The sequence below is a fragment of the Leeuwenhoekiella sp. A2 genome, assembly GCF_047946655.1.
In the GTDB taxonomy this organism is placed as follows: Bacteria; Bacteroidota; Bacteroidia; order Flavobacteriales; family Flavobacteriaceae; genus Leeuwenhoekiella.
Window position 1 is genome coordinate 2,478,820 of record NZ_CP172311.1, and the last position, 18,656, is coordinate 2,497,475.

At 37.3% G+C, this 18,656-nt stretch carries 16 protein-coding genes; 4 read left to right on the forward strand and 12 right to left on the reverse strand.

The features are described from left to right. Positions 1–28: 28 nt before the first annotated feature. From ACH3PA_RS10945 to ACH3PA_RS10990, 10 genes are all read right to left on the reverse strand, one after another. A complete protein-coding gene (locus ACH3PA_RS10945; protein WP_416444317.1) occupies positions 29–433 on the reverse strand; it encodes a BLUF domain-containing protein in 405 nt (134 codons plus the stop codon). Between the two features lie 222 nt (positions 434–655). After that, positions 656–1,519, reverse strand: coding sequence for a sigma-70 family RNA polymerase sigma factor (locus tag ACH3PA_RS10950; RefSeq protein ID WP_416444315.1), 864 nt, complete (start codon positions 1,517–1,519; stop codon positions 656–658). Positions 1,520–1,725: 206 nt separating this feature from the next. Continuing rightward, complete coding sequence (locus ACH3PA_RS10955) at positions 1,726–2,925, reverse strand: glutamate-5-semialdehyde dehydrogenase (RefSeq protein WP_416444313.1); 1,200 nt, start codon at positions 2,923–2,925, stop codon at positions 1,726–1,728. Positions 2,926–2,956: 31 nt separating this feature from the next. After that, complete coding sequence (proB, locus tag ACH3PA_RS10960; RefSeq protein WP_416444311.1) at positions 2,957–3,727, reverse strand: glutamate 5-kinase; 771 nt, start codon at positions 3,725–3,727, stop codon at positions 2,957–2,959. Positions 3,728–3,729: 2 nt separating this feature from the next. Next, positions 3,730–4,545 carry a pyrroline-5-carboxylate reductase gene (gene proC / locus ACH3PA_RS10965; RefSeq protein WP_416444309.1) on the reverse strand — a complete coding sequence of 272 codons (816 nt, stop codon included), beginning with the start codon at positions 4,543–4,545 and terminating at the stop codon, positions 3,730–3,732. Between the two features lie 290 nt (positions 4,546–4,835). Further along, complete coding sequence (locus ACH3PA_RS10970; protein WP_416444307.1) at positions 4,836–7,067, reverse strand: polyribonucleotide nucleotidyltransferase; 2,232 nt, start codon at positions 7,065–7,067, stop codon at positions 4,836–4,838. Positions 7,068–7,263: 196 nt separating this feature from the next. After that, entirely contained in the window at positions 7,264–7,533 is a 270-nt protein-coding gene (rpsO, locus tag ACH3PA_RS10975; protein ID WP_416444305.1) for a 30S ribosomal protein S15, read from the reverse strand. A gap of 94 nt (positions 7,534–7,627) precedes the next feature. Beyond that, a complete protein-coding gene (accD, locus tag ACH3PA_RS10980) occupies positions 7,628–8,485 on the reverse strand; it encodes an acetyl-CoA carboxylase, carboxyltransferase subunit beta (RefSeq protein ID WP_416444303.1) in 858 nt (285 codons plus the stop codon). Between the two features lie 52 nt (positions 8,486–8,537). Further along, positions 8,538–9,605, reverse strand: coding sequence for a class II fructose-bisphosphate aldolase (gene fbaA / locus ACH3PA_RS10985; protein WP_416444301.1), 1,068 nt, complete (start codon positions 9,603–9,605; stop codon positions 8,538–8,540). Positions 9,606–9,672: 67 nt separating this feature from the next. Next, positions 9,673–12,210, reverse strand: a complete 2,538-nt coding sequence (locus tag ACH3PA_RS10990) for a BamA/TamA family outer membrane protein (protein ID WP_416444299.1) — start codon at positions 12,208–12,210, stop codon at positions 9,673–9,675. 51 nt (positions 12,211–12,261) lie between these two features. Here ACH3PA_RS10990 and ACH3PA_RS10995 point away from each other — a divergent pair, with 51 nt between their 5' ends. Continuing rightward, a complete protein-coding gene (locus tag ACH3PA_RS10995; protein ID WP_416444296.1) occupies positions 12,262–12,984 on the forward strand; it encodes a TrmH family RNA methyltransferase in 723 nt (240 codons plus the stop codon). Between the two features lie 8 nt (positions 12,985–12,992). Here the strand turns inward: ACH3PA_RS10995 and ACH3PA_RS11000 are convergent, their stop codons facing one another. Together ACH3PA_RS11000 and ubiE are read right to left on the reverse strand one after the other, a co-directional pair. Further along, positions 12,993–13,685 (reverse strand): porin family protein, encoded by a 693-nt coding sequence (locus ACH3PA_RS11000; protein ID WP_416444294.1) that lies wholly within the window; start codon positions 13,683–13,685, stop codon positions 12,993–12,995. A gap of 4 nt (positions 13,686–13,689) precedes the next feature. Beyond that, the gene (gene ubiE / locus ACH3PA_RS11005; RefSeq protein ID WP_416444292.1) at positions 13,690–14,418 is read right to left on the reverse strand and encodes a bifunctional demethylmenaquinone methyltransferase/2-methoxy-6-polyprenyl-1,4-benzoquinol methylase UbiE; all 729 of its coding nucleotides are present in this window, start codon (positions 14,416–14,418) and stop codon (positions 13,690–13,692) included. A gap of 218 nt (positions 14,419–14,636) precedes the next feature. Between ubiE and trkA the strand changes: the two genes are divergently transcribed. The 3 genes from trkA to ACH3PA_RS11020 are packed head-to-tail and all read left to right on the forward strand — an operon-like array spanning position 14,637 to position 18,520. Then, a complete protein-coding gene (gene trkA, locus ACH3PA_RS11010) occupies positions 14,637–15,986 on the forward strand; it encodes a Trk system potassium transporter TrkA (protein WP_416444290.1) in 1,350 nt (449 codons plus the stop codon). Positions 15,987–16,027: 41 nt separating this feature from the next. Beyond that, positions 16,028–17,491, forward strand: coding sequence for a TrkH family potassium uptake protein (locus ACH3PA_RS11015; protein WP_416444288.1), 1,464 nt, complete (start codon positions 16,028–16,030; stop codon positions 17,489–17,491). A gap of 54 nt (positions 17,492–17,545) precedes the next feature. Beyond that, positions 17,546–18,520, forward strand: a complete 975-nt coding sequence (locus ACH3PA_RS11020; protein WP_416444286.1) for a YpdA family putative bacillithiol disulfide reductase — start codon at positions 17,546–17,548, stop codon at positions 18,518–18,520. The last annotated feature ends 136 nt before the right edge of the window (positions 18,521–18,656 follow it).

The following is an 18,656-nucleotide window of genomic DNA, read 5'->3' on the forward strand; positions in this document are numbered from 1 at the left end:
TTTATATATAAATCAAATTAATTTACGGTTACATACCTTTCAAAATTCCTTCAATTGTACCAATAGTTTTATCTATTTGTGGGTCTTCAAGAAGTTTGAGATAGTCTAGATAATCTTTAAGTTCTGTGTGCAGTCTTGAATCAGATATTAGAAAACCAGATTTGTAACCATCAAAGGCTCTTTGTGGCATTTCCTGCTCAAGTATCAAGAATATATCCTTGTGCCTTTTATCTATAGAGATTCTACTAAAAAGATCTTTTATTTCGTTTTTATCGCCTTCTAGAAGTTGAACAAAATTGCGGTTATTATGTACTAAGAATCCCGAAATTTTGTGATCAATATTCCAATTAACTGTGAAATTAAATACTTGATTAATCTGTTCTTGGGTTAGGTTGTCGGCCGCGTAGCTTACATAGGCTAGGGAGTAAATCATTGGTTGGTTGATTTATAAGGTATTACTTAATGTTATTCTAAATGGGCTAAAATAATAAAATCCCCGGTAATCAGCCGGGGATTCATTCATCAATCAAAAAACGAACAGTTATGATGAACTGTTGTTATCTTAAATAAGTTATTTCGCATTTAACTAAAGCAATTTAAAAAAATATGCTTCAATTCTATACTTTTTAACGAATAATTGCCAAAGATAGAGAGGTTATCCTAAATATGTCTTAAGTATTTTACTGCGAGATGTGTGTTTAAGTCTTCTTATTGCTTTTTCTTTAATTTGACGTACACGTTCTCTGGTAAGATCAAAAGTTTCTCCTATTTCTTCTAATGTCATAGGGTGTTGATCTCCCAAACCAAAGTAAAGACGAATCACATCTGCCTCTCTTGGAGTAAGTGTCTCAAGAGCGCGCTCAATTTCTGTACGTAATGACTCATGTAAAAGATCTCTGTCTGGATTAGGTGACTCACCAGAACGAAGAACATCGTAGAGGTTAGAATCTTCACCTTCTATAAGAGGAGCATCCATACTTACGTGACGCCCTGAATTTTTAAGAGACTCCTTAACATCATTAATGGTCATATCAAGTTCTTTTGCAATTTCTTCTGCGCTGGGCGGGCGCTCATGAGCTTGCTCAAGAAATGCATACGTTTTGTTGATCTTGTTTATAGAGCCAATTTTATTAAGCGGTAAACGCACAATACGAGATTGCTCTGCAAGAGCCTGAAGTATAGATTGTCTAATCCACCATACAGCGTATGATATAAATTTAAAACCACGCGTCTCATCAAAACGCTGAGCAGCTTTTATCAAACCAAGATTACCCTCGTTGATAAGGTCTGGTAAAGTTAATCCCTGATTTTGATATTGCTTAGCCACAGAAACGACAAAACGTAGGTTAGCTTTTGTCAATTTTTCTAATGCCCTTTGGTCACCCGCTTTTATACGTTGTGCCAATTCCACTTCTTCGTCGGCCGTAATAAGGTCGACTTTTCCAATCTCTTGTAGGTATTTGTCTAAAGATGCGGTCTCCCTGTTGGTGACCTGTTTAGTGATTTTGAGCTGTCTCATTTAAAATAGCAATAATTTACGTGGTACTTCATGCATCACATCTATTATACGTAGTAATACAGGAAAATGTTACAGAAAGGTTAAAACATTTTTTAAATTAATTATAAATCACTATTTATCAATATGTTGTGTTTTGTTAAATTTCAATTTCAGGAAATAAAAAAGGAGTCTGATTAAAGACTCCTTTTTCTTTTGTAATTATAGTATTATACTCTAATATGACCATCACCATACACATAGTACTTATTAGTAACTAATTGTTTAAGACCCAGCGGACCTCTATGATGTAATTTGTCTGTACTAATAGCGAGTTCTGCACCTACACCCATCTGCCCGCCATCTGTGAAGCGGGTAGACGCATTATGATAAACAGCAGCAGTGTCAATATTCTCCATGAATTGTTTTGCCACCTCTTTATTTTCGGTCATTATTGCGCTACTGTGACCACCACTAAAAGTATTTATTTTATTCATGGCCTCGTCAATACTATCTACAGCACCTATAGCTATTTTCATTGCCAGAAATTCTTCATACCATACATCTTCATTATCTATGGTTTGGTTTTCGGTTAAAGTTGCATGAATTTTTTCATCAACAATAACCTCTACTTTTAGGTCTTCTAAGACCGATTTTAGCTCATTTAGGCGGGTTTTATATTGAGGAAGATTAGTGTCTACTAATACTTTATCAAGTGCATTACAACCCGAAATCTTATCGGTTTTAGCATTGATAATTACCTGCAAAGCCTTGTTCCAGTCTGCTTCGGGATGTACATAAAGAAAATTATTTCCTCTACCGCTAATTAAGACAGCGCATTTTGCATGTTCTTTTACAAAATTGATAAGTCTTTCACCTCCTCTGGGTACTATAAGATCTAAAGGCTGATCAGGATTACGCAGAAATTCCTGAGTTTCTTCTCTATTCATTTGTAGCATTGTAATCCAAGATTTATCCAGGCTATTTTCCTCTAAAGCTTCATGCCAGCATTTTACGAGAATCTTGTTACTATTTAAAGCTTCTTTTCCTCCTTTAAGAAGGATTTTATTATTTGCTTTAAATGCTAAAACAGCAGCTTCTATAGTCACATCTGGGCGAGATTCATAAATGATCATTATTGTACCAAATGGGGCCGTTTTATTAATAATTTCTAATCCGCTATCAAGAGTTCTATTAGAAATTACAGTATTAACCGGGTCTTCCTGTGCTTGCACTTCTTTAATAGCCGTGATCATGCCATCTATCTTGCTTTCATTCACGACAAGACGATCATATAAAGCCTGATCCTCTCTTGTAAAAGCATCAAGATCTTGTTTGTTAGCTTCTAATATTTGGGTTCTGTTCTTGTCTATGATCTTAATCATAGAATCAAGAACTTTATTTTTTATATCTGTTTTTAATAATTGCATTGTTAATTTGGTTTTAAAGTTTAAAACTTCCTTAAATGTGAAATTTAGTCCCAATGTCTTTACCAGCCATTAGGTCTACGATTACATTCTTACGCTTACCGTTAGCGATATATGTGGGTATATTTTTTCTCGCTGTTGCTTTAGCGATTTTGAGCTTAGATTTCATACCTCCACGGCCTTCACCTTCAGCTTTGTTTGATTCCTGAACATATTGTTCTACATCTTCCTCAGGGTGAACGTTTTTCAATTTTGTAGAATCATCACTATCAGGATGTCCTGTGTAAAGTCCGTCAGTATCTGTAAGCAGGATCAATGCGTCTGCTTCAATCAATTCTGCCACAAGGCTTGCAAGCTCATCATTGTCACTAAACATAGACATAGTGAGAGAAACTGCATCATCCTCATTTGCGATAGGCACTATACCTTCAGCCAGAAGGCCTTCATAACAGTTTATCATATTCTCGCGGTACATGCCGGGTGCAAAATCCCTTTTGGTAGCGAGAATTTGAGCACATCGCATTCCGTAACTATGAAATAAAGAATAATAGTGGCGCATCATACGCGGTTGACCTACAGAAGAAAAAATTTGTCTTCTAATAGAAGGATCAGTCTCCTTGCTATCTCCTAGAATTTCTTTTCCTGCTATTGCAGAACCTGAAGACACCAGTACCGGCATAATATCATCTTCATATAAAGCTGCAACCTGTCTTACGAGTTCCTGAAGAATAGGACCAACAATGCGATTATCTTTATTAGTCATCACATTAGTACCTATTTTTATAACTACTCTTTTCTTGTTCATATCTACGATACGGTTTTTTCTTTTCCTAATTCTGTTGCGCGATCAAATGCTGCATATGCAGCTTCTTTAATCAGCTCTTTCACGTTGTTGTCTTCCATAGAATCTAAAGCTGCTCTGGTGGTGCCACCTTTTGAAGCTACTCGATTCATCCACGTTTCAGGAGAAAGATCAGACTCATTAAATATTTTCACAGCTCCCTCAAAAGTTTGGGTTACAAGTGTACGCGAGTCATTTGCAGAGAAGCCCATTTTAAGGGCAGCTTCCATCATAGACTGCATGAAGTAGAATATATATGCGGGACCACTACCTGAAATTCCGGTAGAAGCATCAATAAATTGTTCTGATTCTACATGAATAGATTCTCCGGTTGTATCAAGCAAATTACGAACCATGATAAGTTCTAGGCGAGTGACTTCTTCTGCCTCGGTAAAAGACGTTACACCTTTACCAACTTTCGCCGGAAGGTTAGGCATTGTGCGTATTACCTTCTTGAGATCTAGTCCTTTTTGAATAGTGTTTATAGTGACGCCTGCCATCAATGAAACAATGATCTGGTCTTTGTTTACCAGATGTTTCATATTGTGAAATAATTCTTCACTATGAAATGGTTTAACTGCCACAAAGATTACATCTGCTTTTGAAACGCATTCTTCTAGAGTGTCAAACACATCAAAATTTGGTATTTTTCTTAATGTTAATGTCTTTTCTGATGAGACATCATAAATCATGAGATTTCTACGGTTTAAGAATGGTGATTTTGCCATTCCTTCAGCATAGGTTAATCCCATGTTGCCTGCACCAATTACAAGTACTTTCATTACTTTGTTTTTAACTATTTTAGTTTTACAGTGTTAATGCTGCAAGTACTGTGCGAGAATGCCTATAAAGACATGAGAGAAATTATTTAAGAATTTAAAGTGTTCTTAGCTGCTATTGATAGTAAGCTCGCAGCATATCGTTAATATTTTGTTAAAATAAAAGAATTTAAAATAGAATTGCAGATTTGGCGGATTCTCTAAAAATCGGTGATTTTGGCAGTAAATTTGGCAGTTTTGCATAAAAAAACGCCCCGGTAGTTACCAGGGCGTTCTATTATAAACCAAGAAATTTAATCTCTTTTATTATCTCTGCGATCTCTGTCGCGATTACCACGATTATCGCGATTGTCACGACCCCCGCTTCTTTTATCATCGCGAGGCGGACGTTCTTTGTAACCTTCAGGTTTTGGTAATAATGCTTTACGCGAAACTTTCTCTTTGCGCGTTCTAGAATCGACACCAAAATACTTCACATCAAATACATCACCCATATTAACTACGTCGCTTACATTTTCTGTACGCTCCCATGCTAATTCTGATACATGTAATAATACTTCATTACCCGGAGCTTCTATATATTCTACAACAGCACCAAAGTCTAGCATCTTGATCACTTTAACTTCGTAAACACTTCCTACAACAGGTTTAAATGTAATTGAATCAATTTTAGCTAAAACAGCATCAATACCTTCTTGATTTGTACCTAAAATCTCAACAATACCTTCTTCTGTAACCGGATCTTCATTGATCACGATCGTAGTTTTTGTTGTTTTTTGAAGCTCCTGAATTACTTTACCACCTGGTCCTATCAAGGCGCCAATAAATTCATTAGGAATTGTAACAGATACCATTTTAGGAGCATGAGCTTTCACATCAGTATTAGGCTCTGCGATAGTATCAGTTAATTTGCCTAAAATATGCAATCTGCCAGCAGCAGCTTGTTTTAAGGCATTTACCAGAATTTCATAAGAAAGACCTTTTACTTTAATGTCCATTTGGCAAGCAGTAATACCATCAGCAGTACCGGTAACTTTAAAGTCCATATCTCCTAAGTGATCTTCGTCACCTAAAATATCAGATAAAACGGCGTATTTTCCGGTTTCAGCGTCAGAAATTAATCCCATTGCAATACCAGAAACCGGCTTTTTAAGCTGAATACCAGCATCCATAAGAGCCATAGTCCCACTACAAACAGTTGCCATAGAAGAAGAACCGTTAGATTCTAATACTTCAGAAACTACACGTACAGTATAAGGGCAATCAGCCGGGATCATACCTTTAAGGGCACGTTGAGCTAAGTTACCATGACCTATCTCACGACGAGAAGTACCACGTATAGGGCGAGCCTCACCAGTTGAAAAAGGAGGGAAGTTATAGTGTAAATAAAATGTCTCCTCACCTTCAAAAGAGGGCATATCTATTTGATTAGCTTCTCTGGAAGTTCCTAAAGTAACAGTTGCAAGAGCCTGAGTTTCTCCACGTGTAAAAATTGCAGAACCATGAGTAGAAGGAAGGTAATCTACCTCACACCAGATAGGACGTATCTCATCTGTTTTTCTTCCGTCAAGACGTAAACCTTCATTTAAAGTAAGATCACGTACTGCAGCTTTTTCAGCTTTGCTGTAGTATTTAGAAACTAAGTCACCAAAGTCTTCTAATTCTTCTTCAGAAAAAGTTGCTTTGATCTCTTCTTTAATTTCTGCGAAAGATGCACTTCTTTCATGTTTAGCAGAACCAGCTTTTGCAACAGCATAAACTTTATCATAAGCTAACCCATGAATTTTTTTAGCAAGTTCTTCATCTTCACGTTCGGGAGCATACTCACGAACTTCTTTTTTGCCAAAAGCTTCAGCTAATTTTAGCTGAGCAGCACATTGTATTTTAATATGGTCATGAGCAAATTTTATTGCATCAACCATTTCTTCTTCAGAGATTTCTTTCATCTCTCCTTCTACCATCATTACAGAATCTGCAGAAGCACCTATCATCATGTCGATGTCAGACTCTTCTAGCTGAGCTCTTGTAGGGTTGATAACAAATTCACCGTTAACACGACCTACACGTGCTTCTGAAATAGCACATTCAAATGGAAAATCTGAAAGCTGAATTGCCGCAGAAGCTGCAAGACCTGCCATTGCATCTGGCATAACATCTTCGTCATGAGACATTAACTGTATCATAACCTGAGTTTCTGCATGATAATCTTTTGGGAAAAGAGGGCGTAAAACACGGTCTACAAGACGCATGGTTAATACTTCGCCATCACTTGGGCGCGCTTCTCTCTTAAAGAAACCTCCAGGATAACGCCCTGAAGCTGCAAATTTCTCACGATAATCTACCGTTAATGGCAGAAAATCAACGTCACTTTGTTTGTAGTTAGAAACTACTGTACAAAGCAACATACATTTACCCGACTGTACAACAACAGAACCATGAGCCTGTTTTGCCAGTTTTCCGGTTTCGATGGTAATTTCTCTACCATCACCAAGGTCTATGACCTCTTTGTAAGTTTGTGGAATCATAATAGTTTTTCATCACACCTAATGGTGCTATTATACAATACCCTAACCTTTTAGGTTAGCGGTTTGGTCTGTTGTGTTGTTGTGTGTAGTAAATGACCAATGAAAAACCTAAGGGTAGCTTTCTCTGCCCGTCCACGGGACTTTTTATTCTTTCGCAAAAGCGAAATAAAAAGGGGCAAAAATGCCCCTTTAATAATTACTTTCTTAAACCAAGTTCTTTTATAATCTCGCGATATCTTAAGATGTCTTTTTTAGTCAAGTAGTCAAGTAACGATCTGCGCTTACCTACTAACATAACTAGAGAACGCTCTGTATTATAATCTTTACGATTCTTTTTTAAGTGCTCTGTAAGGTGGTTTATACGGTATGTAAATAATGCGATTTGCCCTTCAGCAGAACCGGTATCATTTTTACCTTTTCCGTACTTTTCAAAAATTTCTTCTTTCTTCTCTGTAGTTAAATACATGCCAATATTGATTTAATGATTTTTATGTATGCAACGGTTTTTCCGTTAAGCGTGCAAAGATACATATTTTTTGAAATATAACTATTTCAAATACTTAGTTTCTTATTGGCTTATTAGTTATGAGATCAATGTACAGGTTAACTTTCTTTTTAAGGTCTCTCCTGTGTGTAATAAAATCAAGAAAGCCGTGTTCTTTAAGAAACTCTGCTGTCTGGAAACCATCAGGAAGTTCTTTTCCTGTTGTATCTCTTACTACACGGGGTCCTGCAAAACCTATTAAAGCTCCCGGCTCAGATATATTTATATCTCCTAACATCGCAAATGATGCTGTAGTACCACCCGTTGTTGGGTCTGTACATAATGAGATATAAGGCAGTTTAGCATCTGCTAACTGTGCCAGCTTTACTGAGGTTTTAGCAAGTTGCATGAGAGATAAAGCCGCTTCCATCATACGAGCACCACCAGATTTTGATATGATCATAAATGGTAGCTTATTTTCTAAAGCATAGTTTGCAGCGCGCGCTATTTTTTCTCCTACAACAGAGCCCATAGAACCGCCTATAAATTTAAAATCCATAGCGGCAACTACAAGATCTTTGCCCATGCTTTTACCTACAGCAGTACGTACAGCATCTTTTAAACCGGTTTTTTCCTGAGCATCTTTTAGACGGTCTACATATTTCTTACTGTCCTCAAAATTTAATGGATCTTTTGAAGTAAGATTTTTGTCCAGCTCTTTGTATTTGCCTTCATCAAAAAGAATTTTAAAATACTCTTCACTACCTATACGTACATGATAATCATCTTCAGGACTAACATAGAAGTTCTTCTCGAGTTCTTCTGCGTCAATTATTTTGCCTGTAGGTGATTTATACCACAATCCCTTAGGGACGTCTTTCTTGTTCTCTGTGGCAGTTTGTATTCCTTTTTCTTTTCGCTTAAACCAAGCCATAATTACCTTCTGTATTTAATTTCTAAAATGCTTAATCCTTTATTTCCTAAAACTAAAGGACGTTTACATTGTTAAGGTCTTCAAAAGCTTTTTCAAGGCGTTTGCTAAAGTTTACTTCACCACTGCGTAACCATACACGAGGATCGTAGAATTTTTTATTAGGACTGTCATCTCCTTCTGGGTTTCCTATTTGAGCCTGAAGATAACCAGCATTTTTATCAAAATACATACGTATACCTTCGCAGAAAGCCCATTGAAGATCTGTGTCAATATTCATTTTTACAACACCGTAGCTAATCCCTTCACGTATTTCTTCTACAGTAGAACCGCTACCACCGTGGAATACGAAGTCAATCGTATTTTCACCTACATCGTATTTTTCAGTGATATACTCCTGAGAGTTCTTAAGGATCTTTGGAGTTAATTTTACGTTACCTGGCTTATAAACACCGTGTACGTTACCAAATGCTGCTGCAATTGTAAATTGATCACTTACCTCTTTAAGTTGCTCATAAGCATAAGCTACTTCTTCTGGCTGAGTGTATAATTTAGAATCGTCAACATCGCTGTTATCAACACCATCTTCTTCACCACCTGTGATTCCTAATTCAATCTCAAGCGTCATTCCCATTTTGCTCATACGCTTTAGGTATTCTTTGCAAATAGCAATGTTCTCCTCAAGAGGCTCTTCACTTAGGTCTAGCATGTGTGAACTATAAAGCGGTTTGCCAAAAGCCTCAAAATGCTTTTCACTAGCGTCAAGAAGACCATCAATCCAGGGTAAAAGTTTTTTAGCACAATGATCTGTGTGCAAAATAACTGTAGCTCCATAATGTTTTGCCATCTCATGAATATGCAAAGCACCAGCTACACCACCGGCGATAGCGGCCTGTTGACCATCGTTAGAAAGTCCTTTACCGGCATTAAAAGCGGCGCCACCATTAGAAAACTGAATGATTACAGGAGAGTTAAGTTTTGCTGCAGTTTCAAGAACTGCATTAATGGTACTTGACCCAATTACATTTACAGCTGGGATAGCATATCCTTTCTCTTTTGCGTGTGCAAAAATTGCTTGTACTTCTTTACCGGTTGCTACACCCGGTTTAATATTATGGCTCATAAGATGTTGTTTACTTAATTAAAGATGCAAAATTAATAAATTAATAATGTTTGACCTTCCAAAACTACTAGAAAGGATAGTTAATACCTACATTAAAAACAGACTTGCTAAAGTTATACTGTTTAAACCAGCGATTTCCTTCCTCAAGTGATGGGTTATATGTTTTAAAACCTATGTCAAAACGAAGGACAAAAAAATTGAAATCATATCGTAGTCCAAAACCTGAACCTACCGCTATATCTTTAAGACTGTCAAAACCTGTAAATCGTGCTGCAGGGTCTTGTACATTATCTAGTACATTCCAGATGTTACCTATATCGGCAAAAATAGCGCCTTTAAAATCGCCTAATATTTCAAAACGGTGCTCGATGTTGAATGCCAGTTTAAGATTAGCTTCATTAAACTCATTAGGACTATCTGTGCTTCCGGGTCCTAAGCGATATGCCTGCCAGGCTCTGTTGTCATTTGAACCACCACCAAAAAAACTGCGAATAAACGGAATGCTGTTTGAATTGCCATAAGGAATTGCGATACCGCCAAATGCCCTGACAGCTAAAATGTTGTCATGCCCCAGATCCCAGTGCTTTATAAAGTCAAGTTCGGTTTTTGCATATTGTGAAAATGTCACGCCTAATATTCTGGAGCTGCCATCTTCATTGCGTTCTAGTTTTGCTGTACTGCTAATAAGATCAAGCATATTACCTGCCACTTCTAATTTTGCCCTAAAGCTGGTAAATTCATTGTCAAAAAGACCAATTCGTGTATTTCTGTAAAACGTAAAACTAGTTGCAAGAATAAGATTGTCCTCAGTAAGGCGTTGACGTCTTTCTTCAATATTTGATACCTGATTAAACTCATCTCGAGTTAGCTCAATCTCTCTATTTTCTACGGCGTTTATAAACGCACCTGTTCCGTCTGGTTTTTGAAGCTGTAGCGGGCTTTGTCCTTCCTCAAAGAAAGGGCTATTAGGCTCAAGGTTGTTTATTGCTATCTCATTGAGATCATCATAACTATTTGAGTAAATATTGAAATAGTTGCTTCGGTTTAAGTTACGTATGTATTGAATATCAAAAAGGTCAAACCTGTAATTGCGAGTAGCGGTGGGTGACCATTTATAATTTACCCCTCCTGTAACGTTTTGCTTGTCAAGACCTATGTTTTGCTGTACGCCCAAACCTACTGTAAAACTGGTAGAAGGAGACATTTCTGGCTGAATGAAATTGGTGTGAATAGGGAAGAAAATCCGTGGTATCGTGAGGCTAAGATCAGCGCCTATCTCTGTAATGTCAAAAAAGGAATTGGTATCATTATCAATATCTTCTGTAGCAGAAGCTCCTATACTTCCTCTCGCCGAAAGCTGTAACGTTTCTAAACCTCCAAAAACGTTACGTATAAGTAATGAGCCCCCACCAGCAATTCCAAATTTCTGAATGTTTGACGTAGAAAGGTCAAAATCTGCACGTAAATTAAACTTGGGTAAAGGTGTTAGGTAAAAGTTTGCAATGAGATCATCTCCTGTAGAATCTGCCGGGTCTGATGTGTATTTTAGATCAGGATACCTAAATGTGCGTAACTGGCTTAGCCTGATCAATGATTTATTTCGCGAGTCATCGCTATAAATATCGCCGGGTTCTATAAATATTGCATCTGTAAGATAGCGGGGTTTGTAGTTTATTTTATCATAGGCATAGAGCTCATAATTATTAAGCTCAACACTGTCGCTAAGTTCATTATCGCGGTCGTTGTAACTGTAGTCTGTATAAACTTTAACCTTGCTTATTTTATGAACTTTCAGGTTTTCTTCATAAACTGAATCCTGTGCTTTTATTTGCCTGTTTTTAATATAAAGCTCCAGATTTACTTTGTGATCTGTATTTACAGAATCACCTATAAAACTTATAAACTCCCTGTCAAAATGAAACATACCCTTGTTTCTAAAGAGATCTGTAAGTCGGGTAATTTCTGCATTTACGTCAAGGCGTTTGTACTGCCGCCCAGAAACTATAGTCGACTCATCTTTAAAAGCTCTGTAAATAGAATCAACAGCAGGAGATTTTATAAAGGTTTTTAAAGAGTCTATTTTATAAGGCTCTCCGGTAGTTACCGCATAGTCTACAGTCCCTTTTTTTGCTATACTGTCTCTGTTAATATTAAATGTAGCTTTGGCATTAAACCAGCCATTACTGTGGTAATATTCTTCAAGACGGTCTGCAGAGCGTTGTGTAAGATTTTGAGAGATTATTGTAGGCTCTTCACCTGTGTTCTTTAGGGTCTGGTTAAAAGCTTCTCTAAAGTGTATGTAATTATCAAGTTGCTTTCGCGAAAGCACAGCCGTCCAGAAACGTCGCTTGCTATCATTGTCTATTAATCTTGCTTTGAGTATAGAGTCAATGTTAGGTCGTGCTAAATTATAAATAGAAAGGCGCAGCGCATTATTAGGCTGCTGGTAGATTATATTATTTATTTGCGCATTCTTATTTTCTTCGTCATTTATCGTTATAGTGTTCTCTGTAAGCAAAAGATCACCGGGAGGCACACGTTTTACCGCGTTGCAGCCTACAAGCGTATAGAGTACTAAAAGAATAAATGATATTTTTGTGCGCAAGTGTTGCAACTGGGATTTACTCAAAGGTAACGTCAAAAATACATAATAAGCGTGGTTAGCAAAAGCCAAATAAAATTAATAACGAGTCTGGCTCAAAAAAAGTACCGGCAGCAGCATGGTCTTTTTGTAGTAGAGGGCATTAAAGGTATTTCAGAATTTTTATCTTCTAATTTGAAATTGCACAGTATTTATTCTACTGGTGATTATTTTGAGGATGTTCCGGCCGATTTATGCATGCATTTGACCGATAATGAGCTTAAAAAGGTGAGTTTTTTAAAAACACCGCAAAAAGCGCTGGCCATTTTTCATATTCCGAAAAGTGATTCTGTAGATCCTTCAGGATTGCAGCTTGCATTAGACGATGTGCGCGATCCCGGTAATCTGGGAACAATTATAAGGCTATGCGATTGGTTTGGGGTAAAGCAACTTATTTGTTCGCCACAAACAGTAGATTGTTACAACCCTAAGGTTGTGCAGGCCACTATGGGTTCACTCACGCGTGTGCACATAAAATACACCAATTTATCATCATTTTTGACCGAAAAATCACCTGTTTATGGCGCTTTTATGGATGGTGAGAATGTTTATGAAGCCAGCTTGCCTCAAAATGCAATTGTAGTAATGGGTAATGAAGCTAACGGTATTTCTAAAGAGGTTGAAAAATTAGTAAGTGAGCGCATTGCAATACCTCAATTTGGTACTAATGGGACAGAAAGCCTCAATGTCGCGACGGCAACAGCTATTTTATTAAGCGAATTTAAGCGTCGTTTTTAACGATTTTTCTATTGAAAAGTGAGGTTTATAAAAACACCACGCGAAGATAATTTGTCAATATTGCTTGTAAATGGACTTTCAGGCGCTTTGTCTGGAACGAGTTCATTGTTTAAAGCAAATACCCCGCGTATGCTAGGTGTAAATTTGAAGTAATAGAGATAAAAATCTATACCAAAACCTACTTCATAATAATACGTGTTTGTTTTCATCCTAAATTGACCGGCATAATTGTCATCGGGATTATCTTCATTGCTCGATAAATTATTAGAAAAAGACACGCCGCCTACTACAAATGGTTTCCAATTATTTAAACGTTTTGTTGAGAATTTAACCAGAAGTGGCACATGAATGTATGTTGAGTTAGTCTCACGCATAATGGGATCTTCCTCAATATCTTGAAAATAAAGATTTCTCGTGGTGAAATAAAGCCCTGGCTCAAGCCGAAGATTTATATATTCATTGATACGCAGATCGCCTATGAGGCCTACATTAAAACCCGTGTTCTTTTCAACATAAATATCTGTTGCAGGCTCTTTGTATTCTATTTTAAAATCATAGCTGTTAAAGCCAAAAAAGTAACCCCAGGTCCAGCGTTGTTTATCAAAATTCTGCAGGTTTGCCACCCGCTCTTTTGAAAACATTTGTGCATTGGTATTATGAAATGCAAATAGGAATATGGTAAAGATTACAATTTTTCTCATTCGGTTATTTTGATGCACAATAAATTGTAGCCACGCCAAATGTTTGTGGCTTGTCTTGCACATTAGTAAACCCAATTTTTCTTAAAATATTGTTGAGTCTTTCGCCGTAAGGAAATACAGATGCGCTTTCACTTAAATATTTGTAGGCGTCTTTATCTTTTGAGAACATCTTCCCTATTAAAGGTAATAATTTAGTAGAATATAAGGTGTAACCCTGTTTAAAAGGTGTTTTAGTAGGGACGGAAGTTTCCAGAATAACAAAAAGGCCGCCGGGTTTTAAAACTCTTAAGATCTCGGCAAGTCCTTTCTCGAGATGCTCAAAATTACGCACGCCAAATGCTACGGTAATTGCATCAAAATAATTGTCTGTATAAGGTAGGTTTTCAGAATCGGCCTGCACCATTTCAATGACTCCTTCGTGACCTTTAGCCTTGATCTTTTCTTTGCCTACATTAAGCATACCTGCAGAAATGTCTAGCCCAACAATTTTTTGTGCACCCGTTTTTACAAGACTTATAGCCAGATCTCCGGTGCCGGTTGCCACATCAAGAATAGTTTGTGGTCTGGTTTCAGCCACAAGATCTACCACTTTGTTGCGCCATTTAATATCTATACCAAAAGAGATAACGCGGTTAAGGCCATCATACTCTTTAGAGATCGTATCAAACATATGTTCTACTTGTTCTCTTTTTGAGCTTTTAGAATCTTTATAAGGGTTAACATTATTGGTCATAAACAAAATTTCTGGCAAAGATAGTATATGTTGATGATTAGCTCACTTTGTTTTAATCGCTGCGCAGGGTTTAGTAACCTGAGCTTTACAATTTATACACAAGTTGATATTCATCTGTTCTATTTAGTACTTGATCTAAGAATATGTGAGAAAAGGCAATCTTCAGGTAGTGAACCTAAATCATGTATATTTGTAGCGTTTCAAGTTCAAAATCTTTTATGAAGATAGTCATTGCAGGGGCAGGCGAAGTAGGATTTCATTTAGCAAAGTTACTTTCCTTCGAGTCTCAAGACATTACACTTATAGATATTAACAAGGATAGTATTGCTTACGCAGATACACATCTTGATATACGTACAATACGAGGCGATTCTACTTCTATTGCGGTGTTAAAAGATGCGCGTATAGAAAATACAGATCTTATCATTAGTGTAACTGCAAGTGAAACAACAAATATTACTATTTGCGTTCTCGCCAAACAAATGGGGGCAAAGCGCACTATTGCACGTATATCTAATACTGAATTTATTGAAAACCAGGATATGGTTGGTTTTAAGAAATTTGGTATAGATGAGCTTATTTCGCCAGAAAGTCTTGCTGCTTCAGAGATAGAACTTTTGCTTAATCAGTCTGCTTTTAACGACAGCTACGAGTTTGAAAATGGAGCATTGACCATGGTAGGGACAGCGCTTTCGCGAACAGCTTCATTTGTAGGCAAAAGTGTAAAGGAAGCAGCGCTTATATTTCCCGAGCTACATTTTATGCCCATAGCCATACAGCGTTCTGGCACCCAATATACGCTTATACCCAGGGGTGATACTATTTTTAAAGAAGGCGACCAGGTTTATTTCATGACTGTAAAGGGTGGCGTGGAAGAAATCTATAAGCTTACCGGGAAAATGAAGCAGGAGATCAAAAATGTGATGATTCTGGGCGGTAGTAAAATAGGTTATAAAACGGCTAAAGATCTGTGCTCACATAACTTTAGAGTAAAACTTGTTGAGAAAGATAAAGACAAGGCTTTTGAACTTGCCGAGAGACTACCCAGAACATTGGTTATAAACGGTGATGGGCGTAATGTAGAGCTCCTAGAAGAAGAGAATATCTATGATATGGATGCTTTTATATCTGTAACAGGAAACAGTGAGACAAATATAATGTCTTGCCTTGTGGCGAAATCTAAAAGCGTTAAAAAAACGATCGCTCTTGTAGAAAATATGGATTATTTTCAGCTTTCACATAGCATCGGTATTGATACTCTTATAAACAAGAAGCTTCTTGCGGCTAATAACATATTTAGATATATAAGAAAAGGAGATGTTGTGGCTATGACAAAGCTTAACAATATGAATGCTGAATTACTGGAGTTTATTGCTAAGCCAAAATCTCAGGTTATAGGTAAGCGCATTAAAGATCTTGATTTTCCCCGTTCTGCAACAATAGGTGGAGTAGTGCGAGATGGTGTGGGTGTGATTGCGCTGGGAGATTATGTCATAAAAGTAGGTGATCGTATTGTGGTGTGTTGCTTACTTCGCTCAATTAATAAGGTAGAACGAATGTTTATATAAGCCGGGTGCCAAGACTTAATTTCAAAATTATTTTTCATTTAATGGGGCTGCTGTTAGTATTCAACGGTGGCTTTATGCTTTTGTCTGCTATGGTGGGTTATTTCTACGATGATGTAGATATCGCTTTGAGCATATCATCAGCAGGATTTCTTACTATTTTAATTGGTACTGTTTTCATGTATTTTACACGTGATCACAGAAAGGAACTTCAGAAAAGAGATGGATATATTGTAGTGGCTTTTGGTTGGATTTTCATGTCATTAAGTGGTTGTTTGCCCTACATTTTTTCCGGAGCAATTCCTTCACTCACAAATGCTTTCTTTGAGACGATGAGTGGCTATACGACCACCGGAAGTTCTATTCTCAATGATATTGAAGCAATGCCAAACGGAGTGCTATTCTGGCGCAGTACAACGCATTGGATAGGCGGGATGGGAATAATCGTGCTCACTATTGCCATTTTGCCGTTACTGGGAATTGGTGGTATGCAGTTATTTGCAGCAGAAGCTCCTGGACCAAGTGCAGATAAATTGCATCCCAGAATAACAGATACAGCCAAGCGTTTGTGGCTTATTTACTTTGGGTACACAGTAGCGGAAACTATAGCGTTAAAACTGGCGGGAATGTCATTTTTAGATGCCATAAATCATGCAATGAGCACGCTTTCTACGGGAGGTTTTAGTACTAAAAACGCAAGTGTTGCCCACTGGAATGATAATCCTGCAATTCAATACATCCTGATAATTTTTATGTTTTTGGCTGGTACCAATTTTGTATTGAGCTATTTCGCCTTTAAAGGAAAATTGAAAAGAGTATGGGAAGATGAGGAATTTAAACTCTATAGTACTTTCATTTTAGGATTTACATTGCTGGTTGCACTTGTTATAATTTTTAAAGCAGATGTTTCGATTTCATCAATAGATCATCCTATGGTCTTGGGGAAAGTAGAAAGTGCTTTTAGGCATGGTTTATTTCAGGTGATCTCCGTAATAACCACAACCGGATTTGTTTCTGCAGATTTTACTATGTGGACGCCCTTTCTTACAATTATATTTTTTGGGCTGATGTTTTTAGGTGGCTCGGCAGGCTCTACAGCCGGGGGAATAAAGGTTGTGCGTCACTTAATTACAATACGTAACGGCGTTCTTGAATTTAAGCGTACGCTTCATCCTAATGCGATTCTACCCGTTAGATACAATGGGAAAGCGGTACCGCAACCTATTGTGTTTAATATACTAGCTTTCTTTATACTCTATATGCTTGCTTGGATAATCGGCGCATGCGGTTTAGCAGCCTTAGGGCTCGATTTTCCTACTGCTTTAGGAGGTTCTGCTTCTTCATTAGGTAATGTTGGGCCAGCATTTGGTGCTCTTAGCCCGGTAAATAATTTTGATGCGTTGCCGGCTTTAGGTAAATGGTGGTGTTCTTTTCTTATGCTAATAGGAAGACTTGAGCTTTTTACCGTACTTATCTTACTCACTCCATTTTTCTGGCGTAATCACTAGTATTGCCTTAACTTTGAGTTTTTTGTTCTTTGAACCAAAAGCTTAAAAATAACTGTGAAAAAGTATCAACTTATAATTATAGGCGGTGGGCCCATAGGTCTCGCATGTGCTATTGAGGCTACCAAAAAAGGATTAGATTATATAATTCTTGAAAAAGGGGTTTTAGTTAACTCTTTATATAATTTCCCTGAACAAATGACCTTCTTCTCAACTTCTAATCTGCTTGAGATAGGAGAAGTGCCTTTTGTTGCTCATAACGACAAACCCACCCGTAAAGAAGCGCTTGAGTATTACAGACGTGTACACGAAAGCTGGAAGCTAAACATAAAATTATATACTCCTGTACTCTCAATGAAACAGGAAGCGGGTGATTATATAATTGAAACCGGAAAAGGGAATTTCTTAACTCAGGCTGTTATCATATCAACTGGATTTTATGATACGCCCAGAAAATTGAACATTCCGGGTGAAAATCTGCCAAAAGTCAAGCATTTTTATGACAGCCCACATCCCTATGTAAATCAAAAAGTATTAGTTATAGGTGCGGCAAATTCGGCTTGTGATGTTGCGCTTGAAACTTATTATAAAGGGGCAGAGGTGACTATGGCAATTCGTGAAAACGAGATCTATCCTAATACAAAATACTGGATTAAACCTAACATAGAAAATCGAATCAAAGAAGGCGCAATTAAAGCTTACTTTAACACAATTGTAAAGGAGATACGACCAAATACTGTTGTACTTGTGACTCCTGATGGCGAAGTAGAGCTAGAGAACGATTTTGTACTTGCCATGATAGGTTATACTCCTAATTATGCACTCTTCGAGAAGCTAGGCTTACCTATTGATGAAGAAAACCATAAATCACCCATTCATAATCCAGATACGCTTGAAACACCGCTTAAGAATGTTTATGTGGCCGGAGTGATCAATTCTGGTATGCAGACAAGTAAACTCTTTATTGAGAATACCAGAGTTCATGCAGAAATGATCATGGAACATCTGGCGGCAGACCTAAAAGTTCACTAGAAATAACGTATTTAAATAGAAAAAATCCCCTAAAAAAGGATAAAAATCGGGTATTTTAGATAAAAAAGGCGACTCATAGAGTCGCCTTTTTTATTTGTAATCTTCTCTTACGGGAGAGAATGTATCTGGTAATTTA

Bases quoted from the DNA above. Each gene is read 5' to 3' on its own strand.
- accD (WP_416444303.1), bottom strand. From the start codon at position 8,485: ATGGCTTGGTTTAAGCGAAAAGAAAAAGGAATACAAACTGCCACAGAG.
- ACH3PA_RS10945 (WP_416444317.1), bottom strand. From the start codon at position 433: ATGATTTACTCCCTAGCCTATGTAAGCTACGCGGCCGACAACCTAACC.
- ACH3PA_RS10955 (WP_416444313.1), bottom strand. From the start codon at position 2,925: ATGCAATTATTAAAAACAGATATAAAAAATAAAGTTCTTGATTCTATG.
- fbaA (WP_416444301.1), bottom strand. From the start codon at position 9,605: ATGAGCCATAATATTAAACCGGGTGTAGCAACCGGTAAAGAAGTACAA.
- trkA (WP_416444290.1), top strand. From the start codon at position 14,637: ATGAAGATAGTCATTGCAGGGGCAGGCGAAGTAGGATTTCATTTAGCA.
- ACH3PA_RS10970 (WP_416444307.1), bottom strand. From the start codon at position 7,067: ATGATTCCACAAACTTACAAAGAGGTCATAGACCTTGGTGATGGTAGA.
- ubiE (WP_416444292.1), bottom strand. From the start codon at position 14,418: ATGACCAATAATGTTAACCCTTATAAAGATTCTAAAAGCTCAAAAAGA.
- ACH3PA_RS11000 (WP_416444294.1), bottom strand. From the start codon at position 13,685: ATGAGAAAAATTGTAATCTTTACCATATTCCTATTTGCATTTCATAAT.
- rpsO (WP_416444305.1), bottom strand. From the start codon at position 7,533: ATGTATTTAACTACAGAGAAGAAAGAAGAAATTTTTGAAAAGTACGGA.
- ACH3PA_RS10950 (WP_416444315.1), bottom strand. From the start codon at position 1,519: ATGAGACAGCTCAAAATCACTAAACAGGTCACCAACAGGGAGACCGCA.
- ACH3PA_RS11015 (WP_416444288.1), top strand. From the start codon at position 16,028: ATGGGGCTGCTGTTAGTATTCAACGGTGGCTTTATGCTTTTGTCTGCT.
- proC (WP_416444309.1), bottom strand. From the start codon at position 4,545: ATGAAAGTACTTGTAATTGGTGCAGGCAACATGGGATTAACCTATGCT.
- proB (WP_416444311.1), bottom strand. From the start codon at position 3,727: ATGAACAAGAAAAGAGTAGTTATAAAAATAGGTACTAATGTGATGACT.